Origin of the sequence: Streptomyces sp. NRRL F-5727 (genome assembly GCF_000719555.1) — a bacterium.
Lineage (GTDB): Bacteria > Actinomycetota > Actinomycetes > Streptomycetales > Streptomycetaceae > Streptomyces.
Genome location: NZ_JOGX01000094.1, coordinates 1 through 20453 on the forward strand (window position 1 = coordinate 1; position 20453 = coordinate 20453).

Here is a 20453-nt window from a genome sequence, read left to right on the forward strand (position 1 = left end):
CATCCTGCCGCCCATGGAGACGGAGCTGAGTCGCACACTGGGGATCGAGCACGCCATCTTCGGCTTCACGCCCTTCCCCGCGGTCGCCGCCGCCCTCAGCCGGGCCGGCTGCTTCGGCGTCCTGGGCGCGGTCCGCTACACCGCCCCGGACGACCTCGCCCGCGACCTCGACTGGATGCAGGAGCACACCGACGGCCGGCCCTACGGGCTCGACGTCGTGATGCCCGCCAAGAAGGTCGAGGGCGTCACCGAGGCCGACGTCGAGGACATGATCCCCGCCGGCCACCGGGAGTACGTCCGGTCGGTCCTCGCCAAGCACGGCGTGCCGGAACTCGCCGAGGGCGAGGCGTCGGGCTGGCGGATCACCGGCTGGATGGAGGAGGTCGCCCGCAGCCAGCTCGACGTGGCCTTCGACTACCCCATCAAGCTGCTGGCCAACGCCCTCGGCTCGCCGCCTCCGGACGTCGTCGCCCGCGCCCACGAGCACGGCGTGCTCGTCGCCGCCCTCGCCGGCAGCGCCCGCCACGCCCGCCGCCACGCCGAGGCCGGCATCGACATCGTCGTCGCCCAGGGGTACGAGGCCGGCGGCCACACCGGTGAGATCGCCTCCATGGTGCTCACCCCCGAGGTCGTGGACGCCGTCTCCCCGCTCCCGGTCCTCGCGGCAGGCGGCATCGGCAGCGGCGAGCAGATCGCCGCCGGCCTCGCGCTCGGCGCCCAGGGCGTGTGGCTCGGCTCGATCTGGCTCACCACCACCGAGGCCGAACTCCACTCGCGCGCCCTGACCGCGAAGCTCCTCGCCGCCGGTTCCGGCGACACCGTCCGGTCCCGCGCGCTGACCGGCAAGCCGGCCCGTCAGCTCCGCACCGAGTGGACCGACGCCTGGGAGGATCCGGCCGGGCCCGGCCCGCTGCCCATGCCGCTGCAGGGGCTGCTCGTCGCGGAGGCCGTGTCGCGGATCCAGAAGTACGAGATCGACCCGCTGCTCGGCACCCCCGTCGGCCAGATCGTCGGCCGGATGAACTCCGAGCGGAGCGTCCGGCAGGTCGTCGACGAGCTGACCCGCGGCTTCGAGCGGGCCGTCGACCGGATCAACCGGATCGCCGGAAGGGGCCAGTGATGGGCGACGGGACCGGGACCCCGAACGGCTTCTGGGCACAGGCCGCCGCCGACCCGGACCGGACGGCGCTGGTCGCGCCGGACGGCGAGGAGTGGTCGGCCGGCCGGCTGCTCGCCGCCGCCAACCGGCTGGTGCACGGACTGCGCGCGGCCGGCCTGGAACGCGGCGACGCCTTCGCCGTCGTGCTGCCGAACGGCGTCGAGTTCTTCACCGCCCATCTCGCCGCCACCCAGGCCGGCTTCTACCTCGTTCCGGTCAACCACCACTTCGTGGGCGCGGAGATCGCCTGGATCGTCGCCGACTCCGGCGCCAAGGTGCTGATCGCGCACGAGCGCTTCGCCGAGGCGGCCGCCGTCGCCGCCGACGGGGCGGGCCTCGCGGCGAGCCGGCGGTACGCGGTCGGCGCCGTGCCCGGCTTCCGCCCGTACGCCGAACTCCTCGACGGACAGCCGGAGTCGGCGCCCGGCGACCGGACCCTCGGCTGGGTCATGAACTACACCTCGGGCACCACCGGACGCCCCCGCGGGATCCGCCGCCCGCTCTCCGGCCGCCTCCCCGAGGAGTCCCATCTCGGCGGCTTCCTCGGCATCTTCGGCATCCGGCCCTTCGACGCCAACGTGCACCTGGTCTGTTCGCCGCTCTACCACACGGCCGTCCTCCAGTTCGCCGCCGCGGCGCTGCACATCGGGCACCCGCTGGTCCTCATGGACAAGTGGACGCCGGAGGAGATGCTGCGGCTGATCGACACGTACGCCTGCACCCACACCCACATGGTCCCCACCCAGTTCCACCGGCTCCTCGCCCTCCCCGAGGAGACCCGCGAGCGGTACGACGTGTCCTCGATGCGGCACGCCATCCACGGCGCCGCGCCCTGCCCGGAGCACGTCAAACGGGCGATGATCGCCTGGTGGGGCGGGTGCGTGGAGGAGTACTACGCGGCCAGCGAGGGCGGCGGCGCCTTCGCCACCGCCGAGGAGTGGCTGAAGCGGCCCGGCACGGTCGGCAGGGCATGGCCGATCAGCGAGCTCGCGATCCTCGACGACGACGGCAACCGGCTGCCGCCCGGCGAACTCGGCACGGTCTACCTGAAGATGAACACCGGCGGCTTCCAGTACCACAAGGACGAGGCGAAGACGGCGAAGAGCCGCGTCGGCGACTTCTTCACCGTCGGCGACCTCGGCTACCTCGACGAGGACGGCTACCTCTTCCTCCGCGACCGCAAGATCGACATGATCATCTCCGGGGGCGTCAACATCTACCCCGCCGAGATCGAGGCCGCGCTCCTCGCCCACCCGGCCGTCGCCGACGCCGCCGCCTTCGGCGTGCCGCACGCCGACTGGGGCGAGGAGGTGAAGGCGGTCGTCGAGACCGCCGAGGGATACGAGGAGGGGCCGGCGCTCGCCGCGGAGATCCTGGCCCACTGCGCGGACCACCTGGCCGGATTCAAGCGCCCGAAGTCCCTCGACTTCATCGCCGTCATGCCCCGCGACCCCAACGGCAAGCTCTACAAGCGCCGGCTGCGCGACCCCTACTGGGAGGGGCGCGAGCGCCCGCTCTGAGGCGGGGGCGAACGGCTCGCGGGAGGGTGCCGGGCGGTCCGCCCGGCACCCTCCCGGCCGTTCGGCGACCGGTCCTGGCGGGACCGGCACCCAGCGCGACCGCTCCGCGGTCCGCCGCGCCGCACGCGGTCCGTAGCAGGGCCCGCACCGAGCGCGACCCGGCCGGAACCCGATGCGCGTCAGCCGGCCGAGGACCGTTTCGGAGGCGCCGGTGGCGGCAAGTCGCGGGACAGGACGAGCCCCGGCCGGGGCCGCACCCGGACGGCCGTCCCCGGCGGGCGCGCGCCCCCGGCCGGCGGCTCGGCGGCGCGCCCCCGCGCCATGGGATCCCGCACCTCCGCGCCCCAGGGAGACCGAAGCCATGACCAGCAGCCCGAGCAATCCCGACCCCACCCCGTGGCACGCCCCTCCCGGCACCCCCGGTGACGGCGCCGCCGGCGGCGTGAGCCCCGGCGAGACGCCCCCGGCGGAATCGGGCACGGGTCCGGCCACCGGGCCTTACCGGCCGCTCACCCGCGGCTGGACGAAGGGCCCCCTCGTGGCGATGTGGGTGGTCGTCGTCCTGGTCGCCCTGTTCTTCCTCGTGTACGCCATCCTCCTGGCGACCGACTGACGAAGGGAGCCCGTCATGCCGCGCGCCGACCAGCCGACCACGCCCGGCGACGGCGAAGGCCGCGCCGACGACGTCTACCAGCCCACCCACTCCGACGTCGCCAACCGCCCCTCCGGCGACCTCGACCCCGACAACGCCCTCGCGACCGACCCCGTCGACGACATGAGCGCCCCCGGATACTCGCCGCCCGACCACCCCCGGGGCGCCACCAGCCACGGCACCACGCAGCGCGAGCAGCGCGAGGGCGAGCCGCTCGACGAGCGGCTCCGCCAGGAGGAGCCCGAGGAGCCGCCGGTGACGGGCGACGGCATCGGGGACCTGCCGGAGGGCGCCGGCGAGCCCGTCGACGAGGAGGCCGGTGCGACCCGGGCGGGCCGGCTCGCCCCGTACGCCGCACGTCCCGGCCACATGGACCGCGCGGTCGCCCGTGACGTCGGTCGCGACGACGGCACCGCCCCGGCCGAGGAGGCGGCGATGCACGTGGACACGGCCGTGGACGGGGCCGAGGCCCAGGAGGAGGACACCTGACCCGCCGCCGCGCCCCGAGCCGGGTGAGGCCCGCCGGTCACGCGCGCGCCGTCCCGCCCGTCAGCAACCGTGCCTCTTGTACGTACACCGCGGGGTCGTGCGATCCCGCCCGCTGCCTGCGCCCCGGACATGGCAGTGCCCTCCGGTAGCATCGATTCCGCCGGATCTATTTGCTTTGAAAGCAAAGCCGAATCGGAGGGTTCAGGGTGTCAGTCGAGCGCGAGGACAGTGGCGCGGCCGGACCGGACCTCGACGACGCGGTCCGTACGCTGCTGCTGCTCATGCCCCGGATGGTGGGGCGGGTCAAGCGCGTCAAGGTGCCGGAGGAGCTGGCGTCGCTGACGCTGGCGCCCCGCCACCTCTCCCTGCTCGCCTACCTCCTCTTCGACGGCCCGCAGAGCGTCAACGAACTGGCCGCGCTACTGGGGGTCGCGCCCACCACCGTCAGCCTGATGGTGGGGGACCTCGCGAAGAAGGGTGTCCTGGAGCGGCGGGAGGACCCCGCCGACCGCAGACGCAAGATCGTGTCGATCGCGGAGGAGCGCAGGAGCGCCGTCGACGGCTGGCTCGGCCGCAGCGCCGGCGCCTGGCGGGCGGCCCTCGCCCCGCTCGGACCCGCCGAACGGCGGATGTTCATCGACACCCTCGCGGCGTACGAGCACGGTCTGGCCGACGCAGAACAATGACGGAGAACGGGCCGCGGCCCCCCACGGCGGGAGCCACGCCCCCGGCGGGAGTCGCGCGCCCCTGAGCAGGAAGAAGCCGATGAGTTCGAGCACCAAGGCGTTGACCGGGCAGTGGACCACGTGGGGGCCGGTGGTGGCCCTGCTTGCGCTGGTCTTCGCCTGGGGGCGCGACCTACCGGGGGTCGCCGTGGCCGCCGTCGCGCTCTGCCTCGCCGCCGCGGTCCTCGCCGCCGTCCACCACGCCGAGGTCATCGCCCACCGGGTCGGCGAGCCCTTCGGCTCGCTCGTCCTCGCCGTCGCCGTCACCGTCATCGAGGTCGGACTCATCGTCAGCCTGATGGCGGGCGGCGGCGAGAAGACCGCGACCTACGCGCGGGACACCGTCTTCGCCGCCGTCATGATCACGTGCAACGGCATCGTCGGCCTCGCGCTGCTCGTCGCCGCGCTCCGCAACCGGGTCGCCGTCTTCAACGCGGAGGGCTCCGGCGGCGCGCTCGCCACCGTCTGCACCCTCGCCACCATGACCCTGGTGCTCCCCACCTTCACCACCAGCCAGCCCGGACCGGAGTTCTCCGGCGCCCAGCTCGCCTTCGCCGCCGCCGCCTCCCTCGCCCTGTACGGCGTCTTCGTCGCCGTCCAGACCGTCCGCCACCGCGACTACTTCCTCCCCGTCCCCGTCGAGGGCAAGGAGTCCTCGGAGGAGGACCACGCCGACCCGCCGACCAAGGCCGCCACCCTCGCCAGCCTCGGCCTGCTGCTCGTCGCCCTGGTCGCCGTGGTCGGCAACGCCAAGGTGATCTCGCCGACGATCGAGGACGGCGTCCAGTCCGCCGGTCTGCCCAAGGCCGTCGTCGGTGTCGTCATCGCGCTGATGGTCCTGCTGCCCGAGACGCTCGCCGCCGTGCGCGCCGCCCGCCGCGACCGCGTGCAGACCAGCCTCAACCTCGCCTACGGCTCCGCGATCGCCAGCATCGGCCTCACCATCCCGGCGATCGCACTCGCCTCCATCTGGCTGTCCGGGCCCCTGGTGCTCGGCCTGGGCCCCCTCCACATGGTCCTGCTCGCCCTCACCGGCGTGGTGAGCGCCCTGACCGTGGTGCCCGGACGGGCCACGCTCCTCCAGGGCGGCGTCCATCTCGCGATCTTCGCCGCCTTCGTCTTCCTCTCGTTCAGTCCCTGACGGGAGCGTCGGCCCCCGTCAGGGAGTCTCCTTCCCTGACGGGGAGCCTCAGTCCCTGACCACCACGACCCGCAGCCCGGGCGAGCGCAGGATGTCCTTCTCGCAGAACCGGGAGGTGACCCAGCGCTCGCCCGCGTACAGCTCCGTCTGGTCGCTGTGGTGCGGCGAGAGCGGGTTCGAGGACTGGGAGTAGGTGAGCAGGGTGCGGGCCACCGGGCAGCGCCCGCCGTCCCAGCCGACCGCCTGCACGTGGCTCGTGCCGTGCGCGACCTCGACATAGCCGCCGCCGGCCGCGTTCCACACGGCCTCCGTCTTGTTCCAGACGCCCAGCGACTCCGTCCCCCCGCTCACCGGGATCCGCTCCCCGCCCCGCACCACGAACTGGTGGTCGCGCAGCGGCGCGTCCAGCGGGATCCCCGCCGCCCGGAGCTCCGCCACCGCGTCCGCCAGCGCCTTCGCGAAGCCCGCCGTGCCCGTGTCCAGGCCGCGCGGGGTGCGGACCGGGTTCGCCGCCGAGAACGGCACCCTCCACTGCTGCGCCACCGGCACCGACGCGGTGAACTTCCGCCAGAACCGGTCGAAGAGCAGCGCGCCCCTGCTGCCCGAGTCCATCGTGCCGTCCCACGCGCCGAGCACCCGGCACGCCTCGGGCTCCGCCGGCAGCACCGCCGGGCAGGCGGCGACCAGGTCCGGCGCGGCGAGCCCGGCGGCCGGCACCCGGTTGGCGAACTGCTGCCGCTGGAGGTCCGCCACCGTCAGCCCGCCGCGCGCGGCCATCGCCGACACGTCCTCGATCCCGCCCCGGGTCCGCATCGAGCGCGGCGTGCCGATGTTCCCGAAGACCCGCTCGTACCCGCTCAGCGGCCGGTCCGCGTTGGTCAGCCAGGCGCTGTCGTTGGAGTTCACCGCGTACGGCGCGTCCCTGAGGACCGGCATCCGGGCCGGCCCGAAGATCCCGGGCTGCACCGCGTCCGGGTCCGAGCCGAGCGCGCACTCCGTCCGCGAACCGTCGAGGACGGCGACGCCCGAGGCCGGGTAGACGGCCCGGCCGAGCGGGGTGGAACAGCGCTCCGCCAGCTCGTCGGTGATCCGGGGCAGCACCTGCGCCTGGCCGAAGTAGGTGTGGCCGGCCGCGTCCGCGGCGACCGTGTTCACCCACGGCAGGCCCTGGGTGCGGCGCAGCGCCTCGGCGACGTCCCGGGTGGAGCGCGCCCTGGCGAAGCCGAGCGCCGTGTCGGAGCCGCGCAGGTTGGCCGCGTTGGGGTCGTTCAGGGCGTAGGCGGTGGTCGCCGTCCACGGCAGCGGCAGGCTCGCGCCGAGCCCGCCGGTGACCGGGCCGTACCGCGTCCACCACTGGGTACGGGTCACCGGGGTGCCGTCCCGGTCCGCCACCGTGACCTCGCGGGCGGTCATCCGCTCCGGCTTCCCGTCGACCAGGTACGCGGTCGGGTCGCCGGGCACCAGCGTGAGCTGGTGCAGGTTCAGCGGCACCCCGGTGGCGACCGTGTGGCTCCAGGCGACCCTGTCGTTGAAGCCGATGCCGACGACGGTGGTGCCGAGCAGCGAGGCGCCGGAGACGTTCAGTTCACCCGGGATCGTCTGCTGCGACTGCCAGAACCGGCGGCCGCCCTGCCACGGGTAGTGCGGGTTGCCGAGCAGCAGCCCCCGCCCGTTCGCCGTCGTCGCGCCGGAGAAGGCGACCGCGTTGGAGCCCATGGTGGCGTTCTCCGGCGCGAACAGCGCCCGGGCCGCCTCGGCGAGGGCCTCCGGGGACGGGCCGTCCGCCGCCGCCCGCGCCGGGGACGCGGCGGCCGGCGGGCGGGCCGCCGTGATGCCGTCGACGGCCCGGCCCTGTCCGCCGAGCACCGACACGGCGAAGCCGCGCCGGGCGACGTCCAGAGCCGTCACCGGGCGGACCCATCCGGCGCCCGCACAGGCCGGATCGGTGACCCGGTTCTTCCGCAGCCAGGCGTTGTACCCGGCCGCCCAGCCCCGCATCAGCTCCTTCAGCTCGCCGCTCGGCCCGGCCGGAGCCGGGGTGCGCAGCAGCGCCTCGACCGTCCCCGCCTCCTTGACGCCCCGGAAGTACAGGTCGCTGGAGAGGTTCGAGGTCGCGGAGGAGAGCGAGCCGTCCGGCGCGCCGGTGGCCCCGAAGTGGCGCGAGCGCTCGCCGTTCACGGTCAGGAAGCCGTCGGCGAGCACGCATATCTGGTCCGCGGCCTGCGCCCAGCCCGTGCCGAAGCCCAGGTCGGCGTAGTCCTTGGCGAGGATGTGCGGCACGCCGTGCTCGGTGTACCGGATGACGGCGCTCAAACCCCGGTCGGACGGCCGGTGTTCCCGGCCCTGGCCGGGGTCGGCCGCCGCGGCGGCGGGCAGCAGCCCGGCGGTGACGGCGGCGAGCGAGGCGCCCACCAGCGCCAGCCGCCTCCGGGAGCGGCGGGGGAAGAGGGTGCGGAGGTGCAAGATGCCTCCCAACGGGCAAGCGAACGAAGCCGATTGGCAAATCCAGTCAGCAAGCGCTCGCTCTGTCAACATCCCGTTCGGTATCCGAGGCCGGGCGGGTCGGACCCACCTCGCCGTCCGCGCCCGGCGGCACGATCCCCGGGCGGGAGCCGTGCGCCCGGTACGCCGACCTCCGGCCCGTTCAGCGCCGGCGCAGCACCTCCGCGATCCGGGAGAACCCGTCCGCGCCGTGGCCCAGCGCCACGGTGCGGCGGGCCAGGCCATCCACGGCGCGCATCACGCCCGAGTCGATGGCGTGCTCCTCCGCGGCGTGCACCACGTGCGCCATCGTCGACACCCCGGACGTCAGCGGGTTGATCGCCCCGGAGTACGTGCCGTCCTCGACGTCCCCGGCGAACTCCTCGAACAGCGGCGGCAGGATCTGCGCGATGCCCACCGCGAAGGGGGCCAGCTCCCGCGGGGTGATGCCCTCCGCGTCCGCCAGCGCCAGCGCGTGCACGTACCCGGCCATCGACGTCCAGAAGATGTCGAGCAGCGCGATGTCGAAGGCCGCCGCCCGGGAGACCTCCTCGCCGAGATGGGTGTGGGTGCCGCCGAGCCCGTCGAGCACCGCCCGGTGCTCCTCGTACGTCTCGGACGGGCCGCTGAACAGGAAGACCCCGTGCGGCGTGCCGATCGTGCCGGCCGGCGTCATGATGGCGCCGTCGAGGTAGCGGATGCCGTGCTCCCCGGCCCACGCGCCCGTGTCCCGGGCCCGCCCGGGGGTGTCGGCGGAGAGGTTGACGAGCGTACGGCCCTTGAGCGCGGCCTCGACCGCGTCCTGCCGCAGCACCGCGTCCGTGGCGTCGTAGTTGACCATGCAGATCACGGTCAGCGGGCTCGCCGCGACCGCCTCTGCGGCGCTCGCCGCGGTGACGGCGCCCCGCTCGGTGAGGTCGCCCTCCCGGCCGGGCGTGCGGTTCCACACCGTGGTGCGGACCCCGGCGGCCAGGAACGCGCCGGCCAGCGCGCGGCCCATCGGGCCGAGCCCGAGCACGGTGACGGCGGACGGGGACGGGGTGGACTCCGGGTTGACGGACATGCCTGAACTCCTGTGCAGAGAATGCGGATTAGGGTGGGTATGGAGATGCGGCGGACCGGCCGCACACGGACGGGGAAAGGGACGACGATGGCGCGCATCCGCCTCGACGAGGGCGAGATCTGCGGCGTGGCCGCCGCGATCTCGGTGATCGACGGCAAGTGGAAGACCACGCTGCTGTGGCTGCTCGAATCGGGGCCGCACCGCCCCGGCGAACTGCGCCGGAAGGTGCCGGGGATCAGCGAGAAGGTGCTGACCCAGACCCTGCGCGAGATGGAGGCGGACGGACTCGTGCACCGCGAGACGCACGACGTCGTGCCGCCCAAGACCGTCTACTCGCTGACCGAGACCGGTCTCGCGCTCTCCCTCGTGCTGGCCCCGCTCTCGGACTGGGGCCACGAGCACCTCGACCGGCTGGCCGCGGCGCGGGCCGTCGCCTCCTGACTCGCTCCCTTCGGATCCGTGAGGCGCCGTCCCTGTCGACGTCCTCACCCTCTCCCGGGCCGCGGGCGGCGACAAGTACCCACAAAAAAGTGGGTACTCCGCCGGCCGCGCCCGAAGGCCCCGCTACTTCTCCCGCAGGTCCACGATCCGCTTCAGCTTGCCCACCGACCGCTCCAGCGTCTCCGGGTCCACCACCTCGACCGCGACCGAGACGCCGATGCCGTCCTTGACCGACCGCTCGATCGCCCGGGCGGCCTCCGCCCGGTCCGCGGGCGTCGCGTCGGCGCGGGCCTCCGCCCGTACCGTCAGCGCGTCGAGCCGGCCCTCCCGGGTCAGCCGCAGCTGGAAGTGCGGGGCCACCGCCGGCGTCCGCAGCACGACCTCCTCGATCTGGGTGGGGAAGAGGTTCACCCCACGCAGGATGATCATGTCGTCGCTGCGGCCCGTCACCTTCTCCATCCGCCGGAACGCGGGCCGTGCGGTGCCGGGGAGCAGCCGGGTCAGGTCCCGGGTGCGGTAGCGGACCACCGGCATGGCCTCCTTGGTGAGCGAGGTGAAGACCAGCTCGCCCTGCTCGCCGTCCGGCAGCACCTCGCCCGTGATCGGGTCGACGACCTCCGGATAGAAGTGGTCCTCCCAGACGTGGAGGCCGTCCTTGGTCTCCACGCACTCCTGCGCCACTCCCGGCCCCATCACCTCCGACAGGCCGTAGATGTCGACCGCGTCGATCGCGAACCGCTCCTCGATCTCCGCGCGCATCGCCTCCGTCCACGGCTCCGCGCCGAAGACGCCCACCCTGAGGGAGGTCGAGCGCGGGTCCACGCCCTGCCGCTCGAACTCGTCGAGCAGGGTCAGCATGTAACTGGGCGTCACCATGATGATGTCGGGCTCGAAGTCCTGGATCAGGCGCACCTGACGGGCGGTCATCCCGCCGGAGGCCGGGATCACCGTGCAGCCGAGCCGCTCTGCGCCGTAGTGCGCCCCGAGACCGCCGGTGAACAGGCCGTAGCCGTACGCCACGTGCACCCGGTCACCCGGCCGGGCGCCGGCCGCCCGCAGCGAACGGGCCACCACGTCGGCCCACACCTCCAGGTCACTCTCCGTGTACCCGACGACGGTCGGCAGTCCGGTGGTGCCGCTGGAGGCGTGGACGCGGCGGATCCGCGAGCGGTCGACGGCGAACATCCCGAACGGGTAGTGGTCGCGCAGGTCCGCCTTGGTGGTGAAGGGGAAGCGGGCCAGGTCGGCGAGCGAGCGGCAGTCGTCCGGGTGCACCCCCGCCGCGTCGAAGGCGCGCCGATGGAACTCCACATGCGCGTACGCGTGCCGCAGGGTGCTCCGCAGCCGCTCCAGCTGGAGCGCCGCCAGCTCCTCGCGGCCGAGCCGTTCGCCGCCGTCCAGCAGTTCCTTCATGCGCCGCCACTCCTCGCCACTCGCCCGGCCGCCGGCTCCGGAAAACGGACGACCGATCATTCGGTAGATACGTGTGGGGGCCAGTAAAACGTTCCCGGGCGGGGTCTTGGCAAGGGCCCGGCGCCACCTTTTCCCGGCCGGCCGGAGCCCGGCGGGTGGGCGTGCCGCCGTCACACCATGGGGTGGGTTCACGGTGGCGTACGCATACCGGCGACGGGTCCGGGGGACCCGTCGGACCGTCCGGGGCCCCGCGGCCCCGGACACCCCGCCGCCCGGCACCGGGACCGGCGGGCCCGTACCCGCGCGCCCGGACGAAAGCGAACGTCATGCCTGTGCCGCACCCCACCGCCCCCGCGGGGGTGACGCTGTGACCACCACCGCCCCCGGAACCGCCGGCGCCCCCGAGGTCCACTTCTGGGCCGTGCCCGACCTCACCGGCCTCGACTTCGACCCGACGCTCGCCAAGCTCCTCCACGAGGACCCGGTCACCCGCGTCCGCCTCCCGCACGGCGAGGGCCACGCCTGGCTGGTCACCCGCTACGAGGACGTCAAGTTCGTCTCCGTGGACCCCCGCTTCAGCCGCCAGGCCGTCTGGGGCCGCTCCATCACCCGGCTCGCCCCCCACTTCATCCCGATGGAGGGCGCCGTCGGGTTCGCCGACCCGCCGGACCACACCCGGATGCGCCGGGTCGTCGCCCGCGCCTTCAGCGCCCGCGCCCTGCGCTCGCTGCGCGACCACGCGCAGGACGTCATGGACGCACTCCTCGACGCGATGGAGGAGCGGGGCGCGCCCGCCGACCTCATGGAGTCGGTCAACCGGCCCTTCCCGCTCGCCATGGTCAGCGAACTGATGGGCGTTCCCGAGGCCGACCGGCCGCTCATGGCCCAGTGGTCCGACACCATCATCTCCGCCGGCGCGGGCCGCGAGGCCAGCGAGCGGGCCAAGGCCGAGATGGGCGCCTACTTCACCGAGCTCATCGGCCGCCGCCACGGCGCCGACAGCGACCAGCTCGCCGCCGTCCTCGCCGACGCCGTCGACGACGGGACGCTCACCGAGCACGAGGCCGTCGGACTCGCCGTCCTCATCCAGATCGGCGGCGCCCACGCCGTCCGCAACAACAGCGCCAACATGGTCTACGCGCTGCTCACCCACCCCGAACACCTCGCCCGGCTGCGCGCCGAACCCGAGCTGATCCCGCAGGCCGTCGACGAGCTGCTGCGGTACATCCCGCACCGCAACGCCGTCGGCCTCTCCCGGATCGCGACCGAGGACGTCGAGGTCGGCGGCGTCCGCATCCCCGCCGGGGACCCCGTCTACGTCTCGTACCTGACCGCCAACCGCGACCCCGACGTCTTCCCCGAGCCCGAGCGGCTCGACTTCGACCGCGCCTACAACCCGCACGTCGCCTTCGGCCACGGACCGCACTACTGCCCGGGCTCCGCCCTCGCCCGCATCGAGTCCGAGATCCTCCTCGCCTCCCTGTGGACCCGCTTCCCGAAGCTGCGGCTCGCCGTCCCCGAGGACGCCCTCCGCTGGCAGCGCGGCGCCCTCATCCGCGGGCCCGAGACCCTTCCCGTGACCTGGTGACCGTGACCGTGACCGTGACAGGAGGAGGCACCCCATGACCGGAGGAGGCACCCCGTGACGAGAGCAGGCACCCCGTGACCGCCACCGCCATCGGCGCCGCCGGCGGGCTCGTCGTCCCGCCCGGACACGGCCGCACCCTGACCACCGCGGCGCAGCACGTCACCTTCAAGGTGACCGGCGAACACTCCCGTACGGCCTCCACCTTCGAGGTCGTGGTCCCGCCCGGCTTCGACGTCGGCGCCCACGCCCACGGGCACAGCGAGGAGCTGTTCTACCTCCTCGACGGCGAACTCGACGTCCTCGCCTTCGAACCGCTCGTCCGCACCCGCGACAGCTGGCGGGAGTGGGAGTCCGCCTCCGGGCAGCGGGCGGTACGGGCCACCCCCGGCACCCTCATCCTGGTGCCGCCGGGCTGCCCGCACGCCTTCGCCAACCCCACCGGCACCCCGGCCCGGATGCTGTTCCAGGCGTCGCCGCCGCCCGACCACGAGCGGTACTTCGAGGAGCTGATGGAGATCCTCGCGGAGGCCGGGGACGGCGGCGAGGTCGACCACGCCGCCATCGAACGACTTCGCGTGCGGTACGACATCGACCAGATCACCCCGCTCCGGCACGACGCCGGGACCTGACCGGCGGAGCACCCCCGGGCGCGCGGACCGGGCCGAAAAGACGTTGCCCGCGCCCGGGGGCCGATCTTCAATGGCGGCGATGAACGACACACCCCACCTCCTCGACCTGTACGACCGGCAGCTGCGGCGGGCCGCGCGCCCCGATGGACCCGGCTGCCGTGTCGAACGCGCCGGCGCCGTCGTCCGCCAGACCGGCCCCGCCCACGCCTGGAACGGCGTCCTCTGGTCCGGCCTCGACGCGCACACCGCCGACGCGGCCATCGCCGCGCAGCTCGCCCACTACCGCGCCGAGGGCGTCCCCTTCGAATGGAAGCTGTACGGCCACGACGGCCCCGCCGACCTCGGCGCACGGCTCCTCGCGGCCGGCTTCACCGCCGAGGAGCCTGAGACCCTGCTGGTCGCCGAGGCGGGCGCCCAGGGCGGTCCGGCGGCGCTGCCGCACGGCGTCGAACTCCGCGAGGTCACCGACCCGGAGGGCGTGCGGCAGGTCGTCGAGGTCCACGAACGGGCCTTCGGCACCGACAGCTCCGACCTCGGCCGCCGCCTCCTCGACCGGCTGGCCGCCGACCCCGGCACCGTCCTCGCCGTCCTCGCCCTCGCCGACGGGGTCCCCGTCAGCGCGGCCCGCCTGGAGCTCTACCCGGGCACCGACTTCGCCGGACTCTGGGGCGGCGGCACCGTCCAGGAGTGGCGCGGCCGGGGCCTCTACCGCGCGCTCGTCGCCCACCGGGCCCGCGTCGCGGCCGCCCACGGCCACCGGTACGTGCAGGTCGACGCGGCCCCCACCAGCCGCCCCATCCTCCAGCGCCTCGGCTTCGTGCCGCTCACCACGACCACGCCGTACGTGCACGGCTGAGCGGCGTCGGCGGCGTTGTCGGCACTGTCGGTGCCTCGGGGCATCATCGGGAGGAGAGAGCACGCACGGGAGGGGACCCGCATGACGATCGCGAACGAGAAGGTGGCGGAGCACGCGTTCCTGCGCGGCCTGTACGAGGACGGGTACTTCCCCGACCACGTCGTGGACAAGGGCCGGGAGATCCTGCTCCGGCTCTGCGAGCGGATCGAGTCCGAGCGCCCCGCCGACCTGCCGGCGCTGTACGGGCTCACGCACGCGGCGACGGAGGAGTTCAACCGCCTGGAGGCGGAGTTCGAGGCGGCCGGCAGCGAGATCGAGACCGTGGCGCGCGACGAGATAGGCGGGGACTTCTGGTTCGTCGCCACGGCGTACGGCTTCGCCGACGCGGACCGGGAGGAGCTGATCGCCACCAGGGAGTGGTGACGGCACCCGCCGTGCTCCGCGTCGGTGCGGCTCGGGCCTGTGCCTGTGCCTGTGCCTGTGGCGGTGCGGCCGTCAGCTCAGCACGGCCCGGCGGGCCTCGATCCGGGCGCGGTACGCCGGGTACCAGGGCTCGCCCTGGCTTCGCGCGATCACCGCGAGGGCCCGGCGGCGAGCCCGGGCCTGGCGGAACAGGTCGACGACACCCCACAGGCAGAACAGCGGGAGGAGGACGCGCAGCCAGCTCAGCGGCACGAACAGCACCGCCGCGGCGAGCACGGCGGAGGTGACCACATGGGTGATCACCAGCATGCGTGAGGCCACCCGCGCGGCCAGTGCCGGATCCGCGGGACCGTCGTCCTCCGGGTCGTCCGGCGCGTAGACGATCGCCTCCCGGGTCAGCGCCCCGTTCCGCAGCAGGATCCACCCCGCGGGCGCCACCACGGACAGCACCGCCACCGTCCGCGCGACACCGGCGTCCGGCGCCCACACCGCGGCCGCGCAGACCACCGACAACAGGAGCGCCGGCCACGGTGGCGTGATCGCCTGGAGCGCCCGCGTCCGGTCGGCCTCCAGCAGCTCGGACAGGGCCTCGGGGGAGGGCCGGGGGGTGGTGACGTCGTTCATGGGGGTCCTCCGCGATGCACGGTCCGGGTAAGGAGGCCCGTCGCCGGTCATGCCCGGCGACGGCCTCGACAGATGATCAGACCGCGGCCGGCGCGCGAAGGTTGCGTCTGCGCTCGGCCACGGCCGCGACAGACCGCTCGGCGCTCAGTCGGCCGTCCGCGCTCAGCCGGACAGCCTGGCGCTCAGTCCGACGCCTTGCGCAGGGTGGTCGCCGCGATGGCCGCCGACGCCACGGCGATCACCGCGCAGACCGCGCCGGCCGCGTTCAGGCCGTTCGTGTACGCCTCGCGGGCCGCGTCCAGCACCCGGCCGGCCGTCTCCGCCGCACCCGCCGGGAGGGCCTGCGCGGCCACGAGCGCGGCGTCCGCGCCGCTCCGGACCGCCTCCGCCAGCTGCGGCGACACGCCGTCGGGGACCGTCACCGAGCCCTGGTAGACGGCCGTGCCGAGGCTGCCCAGGAGCGCCACGCCCAGGGCCGCGCCGAGGTCGCCGCAGACCGACGAGAGCGCCGCCGCCGAACCGGCCCGCTCCGGCGGCGCCGAACCCACCACCAGAGCGGTGCCCAGCGCGCCGATCGGCCCGCCGCCGAAGAACGCCGCCACGAAACCGGCGACCAGCAGCGGCATCCCGCCCACCGGCCCCACCAGGACCAGCAGCCCGTAGCCCAGCGCCGCCACCAGCAGACCGCCCGCCACCACCAGGTGCACCGGGAAGCGCCGGGCCAGCGTCGGCGCCAGCTGCGCCGCCACGATCGACGCGATCGCCGACGGCACCATCCACAGTCCGGCCTCCATCGGCGACAGGCCGGCGACCAGCTGGAGGTAGCCGGTGATGAAGAGATAGCTCCCGGCCGTGGCGATCATCGAGACCAGCAGGATCGCCAGCGCCGCCGCGAACCCCCGGCCCCGCAGCAGCCCCAGGTCGAGCAGCGGGTGCTCGATCCGCCGCTGCCGCGCCACGAAGACAGCGCCGACGGCCAGGCCGCCCGCCAGCGACAGCAGCGGGGCCGTCGACCAGCCGTGCCGGGCCAGCTCCTTCAGCCCGTGGACCACCGGCAGCACCGCCGCCAGCGACAGGACGACGCTCACCAGGTCCAGCCGCCCGCCGCCCGGCTCCTTGTACTCCGGAAGCAGCCGGGGCCCGGCCACGAGCAGGACCAGCATCACCGGCACGCCGAGGAGGAAGACCGAGCCCCACCAGAAGCGTTCGAGCAGCAGACCGCCGACGACCGGCCCGAGCGCCGTGCCCGCCATGAAGCACCCCGCCCACACGGCGATCGCCCGGCCGCGCTGCCCCGGGTCGTGGAACATGCTGTTGATCAGCGACAGCGTCGACGGCATCAGCGTGGCCGCCGCGACACCGAGCAGCGCCCGGGCCGCGATCAGCAGCTCCGCGCTGGTCGCGTACGCGGCGAGCAGCGAGGTCAGGGCGACCGCCACGGCCCCCACGAGGAGCAGCCTGCGCCGCCCGATCCGGTTGCCGAGCGCGCCCATCGTGATGAGGAAGCCGGCGATGAGGAACCCGTACGCGTCCATGATCCACAAGGACTGGGTGCCGGTCGGGCGGAGCGACTCCACGAGGTGCGGAAGGGCCAGGAACAGCACGCTCTGGTCGAGCGAGATGAGCAGCGTGGGCAGCGCCAGCACGGCGAGCCCCGCCCACTCCCGGCGCCCCGCGAGCGGCTGGGCGCCCACCGGTGAGATGACGGACATGATCGTCCCTTCCTGCTGTGTCGAGGGAGTCGGGTTGTGGTCCCGGTGACCTCGGTGACCTGGTGTCTTGGTGACGACCCTGCCGGGAGGCGCTCTCGGGCCCCTCTCGGTTCTCTCCCGGCCCGTTGTCGGCGGCGTGATCTAGGGTGATCGGCATGCGTTTCGGAGTGCTGGGGCCGCTGGCCGTGTGGACGGAGGACGGGGCCGAGGTCACGGTCCCCGAGGCGAAGGTCCGCGCCCTGCTCGCCTGCCTCCTGACGCACCGTCGGGAGGTCGTGCCCGCCGACCGCCTGGTCGACGAGGTGTGGCCGCACGACCCGCCCGCCCGGCCCGCCGGCGTCCTTCAGAACAAGGTGTGGCGCCTGCGCAGGGCCCTGGAGAAGGCCGAGCCCGGCGCCCGGCGGCTGCTCGTCTCCCGCCCGCCCGGCTACGTCCTCGAGGCACCGCCCGCCGGCGTGGACGCCGACCGCTTCCTCGACCTCGCCGAGCGGGCCGGGGCAGCGGCCGACCCCGCCGTGCGCGCCGGACTCCTCGGCGACGCGCTCGCCGAGTGGCGCGGCCCCGCGTTCGCGGACTTCGCCGACGAGGAGTTCGCCCGGGTCACCGCCGCCCGCCTGGAGGAGCGGCGGCTCTCGGTCCTGGAGGAGCGCGCCGAGGCGCGCCTGGCCCTCGGGCTGCACGCCGAGGTCGCCGACGAACTCGGCGGTCCGGTCGCGCTGCACCCGCTCCGGGAGCGGCTGCGCGCCGCCCACCTCCGCGCCCTGTACCTCTCCGGCCGCCAGAGCGAGGCGCTGACCGGGTACGAGGAGGTGCGGACCCTGCTCGCGGAGGAGCTGGGCGTGGACCCCGGCCCCGAACTCGCCGCCCTGCACCGGGCGATCCTCACCCACTCCGCCGACCTGACCCCGGCGCCGACCCGCACGGCCGCCACCACCACCGCCTCCCTCCGGGCCGCCTCACCCGCCCCTGCCTCGGGCCCGGCCGTGCCCGCCGCGCTCACCGGTCTCATCGGCCGTGACGCCGCCGTCGAGGAGATCGGGGCCCTGCTCCGTACCGGCCGGCTGGTCACCCTCACCGGCTCCGGCGGGGTCGGCAAGACCCGGCTGGCCCTGGCCGCCGCCGCCCGTGCGGCGGGCGCGTTCCCCGGCGGGGTGCGGCTCGTGGAGCTCGCCGCCCTCGACCGCGCCGGGGGCGGGCGTCGCCGGGACACCGCCTCCGCGGAGGTCACGGAGGCCGTCGGCCGCGTCGCGGGGGTCCGCGACGACGTGCCGCCCGCCCCGGGCACCGACCCGCTCCCGCTGGTCGACCGGATCGCCCGCGCCCTCGGCGACGCCCCCGTCCTGCTCGTCCTCGACAACTGCGAGCACGTCGTCGAGCCCGTCGCCGCACTGGCCGCCCGCCTCCTCGCCGCCGCTCCCGCGCTGCGGATCCTCGCCACCAGCCAGGTCCCGCTCGGCCTCACCGGCGAGCACCTGCACGAGGTCCCGCCGCTGCCCCGCCCCGAGCCGGGGGAGCCGCTGGACCCGGACGAGCCGGGCCGGTTCGGCGCGGTGGAGCTCTTCGTCGCCCGGGCCACCGCCGCCGCGCCCGGCTTCAGCCTGGACGCGGACACGGCCGGCGCCGTCGCGGCGATCTGCCGGCGGCTCGACGGCATCCCGCTCGCCCTGGAGATGGCCGCCACGCGCGTGCGTGCCCTCGGCGTCCGGGAGGTCGCGGCGCGGCTCGACGACCGCTTCCGGCTGCTCGCCGTCGGCGCCCGTGACGCCCCCGCCCGCCAGCGGACCCTCCGCTCGGTCCTCGACTGGAGCTGGGACCTGCTCGGCACGGGGGAGCGGGCCGTGCTGCGGCGCCTCGCCGTGCATGCCGACGGCTGTACCCTCGACGCCGCCGAGGAGGTGTCGGCCGGCGTCCCCGGCCGGGAGCCCGACCCGGCCGACGTCCTCGACCTCCTCGCCCGGCTCGTCGACGCCTCCCTCGTCGTCGCCGCGCCCGCGGGCCCGGACGGGGCCGTGCGCTACCGCCTCCTCGAATCGGTGGCCGCCTACGGGGAGGAGCGGCTGCGGGAGGCAGGCGAGACGGAGGCCGTACGCGGCGCCCACCGGGCCCACTACCTGCGGCTCGCCGAGCGCGCCGAGCCGCTGCTGCGGGGCGCCGAGCAGGCGTACTGGCTCCGCCGCCTCGACGACGAGACCGCGAACCTGCGCGGCGCCCTCGACTCCGCGGTCCGCGCCGGGGAGGCGGAGACCGCGCTCCGGCTCGCCACCTCGCTCTGCTGGTACTGGCGGCTGCGCGGCAGGGGCGCCGAGGCCGAGCGCTCCCTCGCCGCCGCCCTCGCCGTCCCCGGCCCCGCGCCCGCCGCGCTCGTCGCCCGGGCCACGGCCTGGCTCGGCGGAGTCCGGCTCGCCTCGGGCGGCAGCGCCGACCCCGCCGCCGACCACCGCTCCGCCCTCCGCGCCTACGAGAACGTGCGCGACCCGCTGGAGCAGGCGCGCGCCGCGTGGTTCCTCGGCTCCCACCTCTACGGCATCGGGGACGCCACGGCGAGCGCCGCTCTCGTCGACGGCGCGCTCGCCCGTTTCGAGGAGCTGGGCGACCGGTGGGGGACGGCGGCGGCCCTGGCCACCCGCTCCTTCCACGCCAAACTCCGCGGCGACTTCGCGGCGTTGCTGCGCGACGGCGAGCGGAGCCTGGAGCTGTTCCGTGAACTCGGTGACGCGTGGGGTCAGTTGCAGGCCATGGTGCCGCTCCAGACCCGGGCGGAGATCGTGGGCGAGTACGCGTACGCCGGTGAACTGCACCGGATCTGCCTGGAGATCGCGGAGCGCCTGGACCTGCGCCGGGAGGTCTCCTTCCAGCTCTCCGGCCTGGGCCGGATCGCGCTGCTCACCCGGGAGTACGGGCGGGCACGGGAGTTCCACGAGCGGGCCCGGCGGATCGCCGTCGAGCAGACCGACAGCTTCGGCGAGCAGTACGCGGAGATCGGCCTCGGCATGGGCGCCCGCCGCGAGGGCGACCTCGACGCCGCCGAGGCCCACATGCGCAACGTCCTCGACACCCACCGGCGGATGGGCTACGAACCGGGCATGCCCGCGCTGATCCTGGCCGAGCTGGGCTTCGCGGCAGAACTGCGCGGCGACACCGACCGCGCCCTGGAGCTCCAGGGCGCGGGTCTCGCCGCCGCCCGGGCGACCGGCGACCCCCGCGCGCTCGCGCTCGGTCTGGAGGGTCTCGCGGGCGCCGTCTCCCTCGCCGGGGACCCGGCCCGCGCGGCCCGTCTCCTCGGCGCGGCCGCCGCCACCCGCGCCGGGGTCGGCGTGCCGCTCCCGGAGGGCGAGCACGACGACGTCCTCCGGATCACCGCCCGGGCCCGGGCCGCCCTGGGCCCGGAGACGTACGACGCGGAGTACGCGCGCGGCGCGGCCACACCCGGCGAGGCGGTCTAGGTCCTGTCGTCAAACTCCCGTCGTCGCCCGAAGGGCGGCCCCGCGGCGTCAGGTGCGTGCTCTCGGCGTGCCGGGTGGAAGTCCTCGTACTGGA

At 75.0% G+C, this 20453-nt stretch carries 17 protein-coding genes; 12 read left to right on the plus strand and 5 right to left on the minus strand.

The features are described from left to right. Window positions 1-13 precede the first annotated feature (13 nt). From IF73_RS0134970 to IF73_RS0134995, 6 genes are all read left to right on the plus strand, one after another. Window positions 14-1120 carry an NAD(P)H-dependent flavin oxidoreductase gene (locus IF73_RS0134970; RefSeq protein WP_031015057.1) on the plus strand — a complete coding sequence of 369 codons (1107 nt, stop codon included), beginning with the start codon at window positions 14-16 and terminating at the stop codon, window positions 1118-1120. Next, window positions 1120-2679 (plus strand): acyl-CoA synthetase, encoded by a 1560-nt coding sequence (locus IF73_RS0134975; RefSeq protein ID WP_031015059.1) that lies wholly within the window; start codon window positions 1120-1122, stop codon window positions 2677-2679. The genes IF73_RS0134970 and IF73_RS0134975 overlap by 1 nt, the downstream gene beginning before the upstream one ends. A gap of 361 nt (window positions 2680-3040) precedes the next feature. Further along, window positions 3041-3292, plus strand: coding sequence for a DUF6480 family protein (locus IF73_RS0134980; RefSeq protein ID WP_031015061.1), 252 nt, complete (start codon window positions 3041-3043; stop codon window positions 3290-3292). A 15-nt stretch (window positions 3293-3307) separates the two neighbouring features. Beyond that, window positions 3308-3820, plus strand: coding sequence for a DUF5709 domain-containing protein (locus IF73_RS0134985; RefSeq protein ID WP_031015062.1), 513 nt, complete (start codon window positions 3308-3310; stop codon window positions 3818-3820). Window positions 3821-4101: 281 nt separating this feature from the next. After that, window positions 4102-4506 (plus strand): MarR family winged helix-turn-helix transcriptional regulator, encoded by a 405-nt coding sequence (locus IF73_RS0134990; protein WP_051717637.1) that lies wholly within the window; start codon window positions 4102-4104, stop codon window positions 4504-4506. 79 nt (window positions 4507-4585) lie between these two features. After that, a complete protein-coding gene (locus IF73_RS0134995) occupies window positions 4586-5686 on the plus strand; it encodes a calcium:proton antiporter (protein ID WP_031015066.1) in 1101 nt (366 codons plus the stop codon). 48 nt (window positions 5687-5734) lie between these two features. Here IF73_RS0134995 and IF73_RS0135000 read toward each other — a convergent pair whose 3' ends face one another. Then, window positions 5735-8149, minus strand: coding sequence for a penicillin acylase family protein (locus IF73_RS0135000; protein WP_051717633.1), 2415 nt, complete (start codon window positions 8147-8149; stop codon window positions 5735-5737). 181 nt (window positions 8150-8330) lie between these two features. Then, window positions 8331-9230 carry an NAD(P)-dependent oxidoreductase gene (locus IF73_RS0135005; protein ID WP_031015070.1) on the minus strand — a complete coding sequence of 300 codons (900 nt, stop codon included), beginning with the start codon at window positions 9228-9230 and terminating at the stop codon, window positions 8331-8333. Window positions 9231-9317: 87 nt separating this feature from the next. Between IF73_RS0135005 and IF73_RS0135010 the strand changes: the two genes are divergently transcribed. Then, entirely contained in the window at window positions 9318-9671 is a 354-nt protein-coding gene (locus tag IF73_RS0135010; protein ID WP_031015072.1) for a winged helix-turn-helix transcriptional regulator, read from the plus strand. 123 nt (window positions 9672-9794) lie between these two features. Here IF73_RS0135010 and paaK read toward each other — a convergent pair whose 3' ends face one another. Then, the gene (gene paaK, locus IF73_RS0135015; protein ID WP_031015074.1) at window positions 9795-11084 is read right to left on the minus strand and encodes a phenylacetate--CoA ligase PaaK; all 1290 of its coding nucleotides are present in this window, start codon (window positions 11082-11084) and stop codon (window positions 9795-9797) included. 367 nt (window positions 11085-11451) lie between these two features. Between paaK and IF73_RS0135020 the strand changes: the two genes are divergently transcribed. The 4 genes from IF73_RS0135020 (at window position 11452) to IF73_RS0135035 (ending at window position 14580) form a co-directional block, all read left to right on the plus strand. Then, a complete protein-coding gene (locus tag IF73_RS0135020; protein ID WP_031015082.1) occupies window positions 11452-12672 on the plus strand; it encodes a cytochrome P450 in 1221 nt (406 codons plus the stop codon). A gap of 89 nt (window positions 12673-12761) precedes the next feature. After that, window positions 12762-13301 (plus strand): cupin domain-containing protein, encoded by a 540-nt coding sequence (locus IF73_RS0135025; RefSeq protein ID WP_031015083.1) that lies wholly within the window; start codon window positions 12762-12764, stop codon window positions 13299-13301. Window positions 13302-13380: 79 nt separating this feature from the next. Then, window positions 13381-14157: a GNAT family N-acetyltransferase gene (locus IF73_RS0135030; RefSeq protein ID WP_031015084.1), complete on the plus strand. Its 777-nt coding sequence runs from the start codon at window positions 13381-13383 to the stop codon at window positions 14155-14157. Window positions 14158-14238: 81 nt separating this feature from the next. Beyond that, complete coding sequence (locus IF73_RS0135035) at window positions 14239-14580, plus strand: DUF5713 family protein (protein WP_031015085.1); 342 nt, start codon at window positions 14239-14241, stop codon at window positions 14578-14580. 72 nt (window positions 14581-14652) lie between these two features. Here IF73_RS0135035 and IF73_RS0135040 read toward each other — a convergent pair whose 3' ends face one another. Continuing rightward, window positions 14653-15204, minus strand: coding sequence for a hypothetical protein (locus IF73_RS0135040; RefSeq protein ID WP_031015086.1), 552 nt, complete (start codon window positions 15202-15204; stop codon window positions 14653-14655). A 182-nt stretch (window positions 15205-15386) separates the two neighbouring features. Further along, on the minus strand, window positions 15387-16916 hold the full coding sequence (locus tag IF73_RS0135045) for an MFS transporter (protein WP_051717635.1): 1530 nt from the start codon (window positions 16914-16916) through the stop codon (window positions 15387-15389). 155 nt (window positions 16917-17071) lie between these two features. Here IF73_RS0135045 and IF73_RS0135050 point away from each other — a divergent pair, with 155 nt between their 5' ends. Continuing rightward, window positions 17072-20359 carry a BTAD domain-containing putative transcriptional regulator gene (locus tag IF73_RS0135050; RefSeq protein ID WP_031015095.1) on the plus strand — a complete coding sequence of 1096 codons (3288 nt, stop codon included), beginning with the start codon at window positions 17072-17074 and terminating at the stop codon, window positions 20357-20359. Window positions 20360-20453 lie beyond the last annotated feature (94 nt).

Coding starts and splice junctions, on each gene's coding strand:
- IF73_RS0134970 (WP_031015057.1), top strand. CDS start 14: ATGGAGACGGAGCTGAGTCGCACACTGGGGATCGAGCACGCCATCTTC.
- IF73_RS0134975 (WP_031015059.1), top strand. CDS start 1,120: ATGGGCGACGGGACCGGGACCCCGAACGGCTTCTGGGCACAGGCCGCC.
- IF73_RS0134980 (WP_031015061.1), top strand. CDS start 3,041: ATGACCAGCAGCCCGAGCAATCCCGACCCCACCCCGTGGCACGCCCCT.
- IF73_RS0134985 (WP_031015062.1), top strand. CDS start 3,308: ATGCCGCGCGCCGACCAGCCGACCACGCCCGGCGACGGCGAAGGCCGC.
- IF73_RS0134990 (WP_051717637.1), top strand. CDS start 4,102: ATGCCCCGGATGGTGGGGCGGGTCAAGCGCGTCAAGGTGCCGGAGGAG.
- IF73_RS0134995 (WP_031015066.1), top strand. CDS start 4,586: ATGAGTTCGAGCACCAAGGCGTTGACCGGGCAGTGGACCACGTGGGGG.
- IF73_RS0135005 (WP_031015070.1), bottom strand. CDS start 9,230: ATGTCCGTCAACCCGGAGTCCACCCCGTCCCCGTCCGCCGTCACCGTG.
- IF73_RS0135010 (WP_031015072.1), top strand. CDS start 9,318: ATGGCGCGCATCCGCCTCGACGAGGGCGAGATCTGCGGCGTGGCCGCC.
- paaK (WP_031015074.1), bottom strand. CDS start 11,084: ATGAAGGAACTGCTGGACGGCGGCGAACGGCTCGGCCGCGAGGAGCTG.
- IF73_RS0135030 (WP_031015084.1), top strand. CDS start 13,381: ATGAACGACACACCCCACCTCCTCGACCTGTACGACCGGCAGCTGCGG.
- IF73_RS0135035 (WP_031015085.1), top strand. CDS start 14,239: ATGACGATCGCGAACGAGAAGGTGGCGGAGCACGCGTTCCTGCGCGGC.
- IF73_RS0135040 (WP_031015086.1), bottom strand. CDS start 15,204: ATGAACGACGTCACCACCCCCCGGCCCTCCCCCGAGGCCCTGTCCGAG.
- IF73_RS0135045 (WP_051717635.1), bottom strand. CDS start 16,916: ATGTCCGTCATCTCACCGGTGGGCGCCCAGCCGCTCGCGGGGCGCCGG.
- IF73_RS0135050 (WP_031015095.1), top strand. CDS start 17,072: ATGCGTTTCGGAGTGCTGGGGCCGCTGGCCGTGTGGACGGAGGACGGG.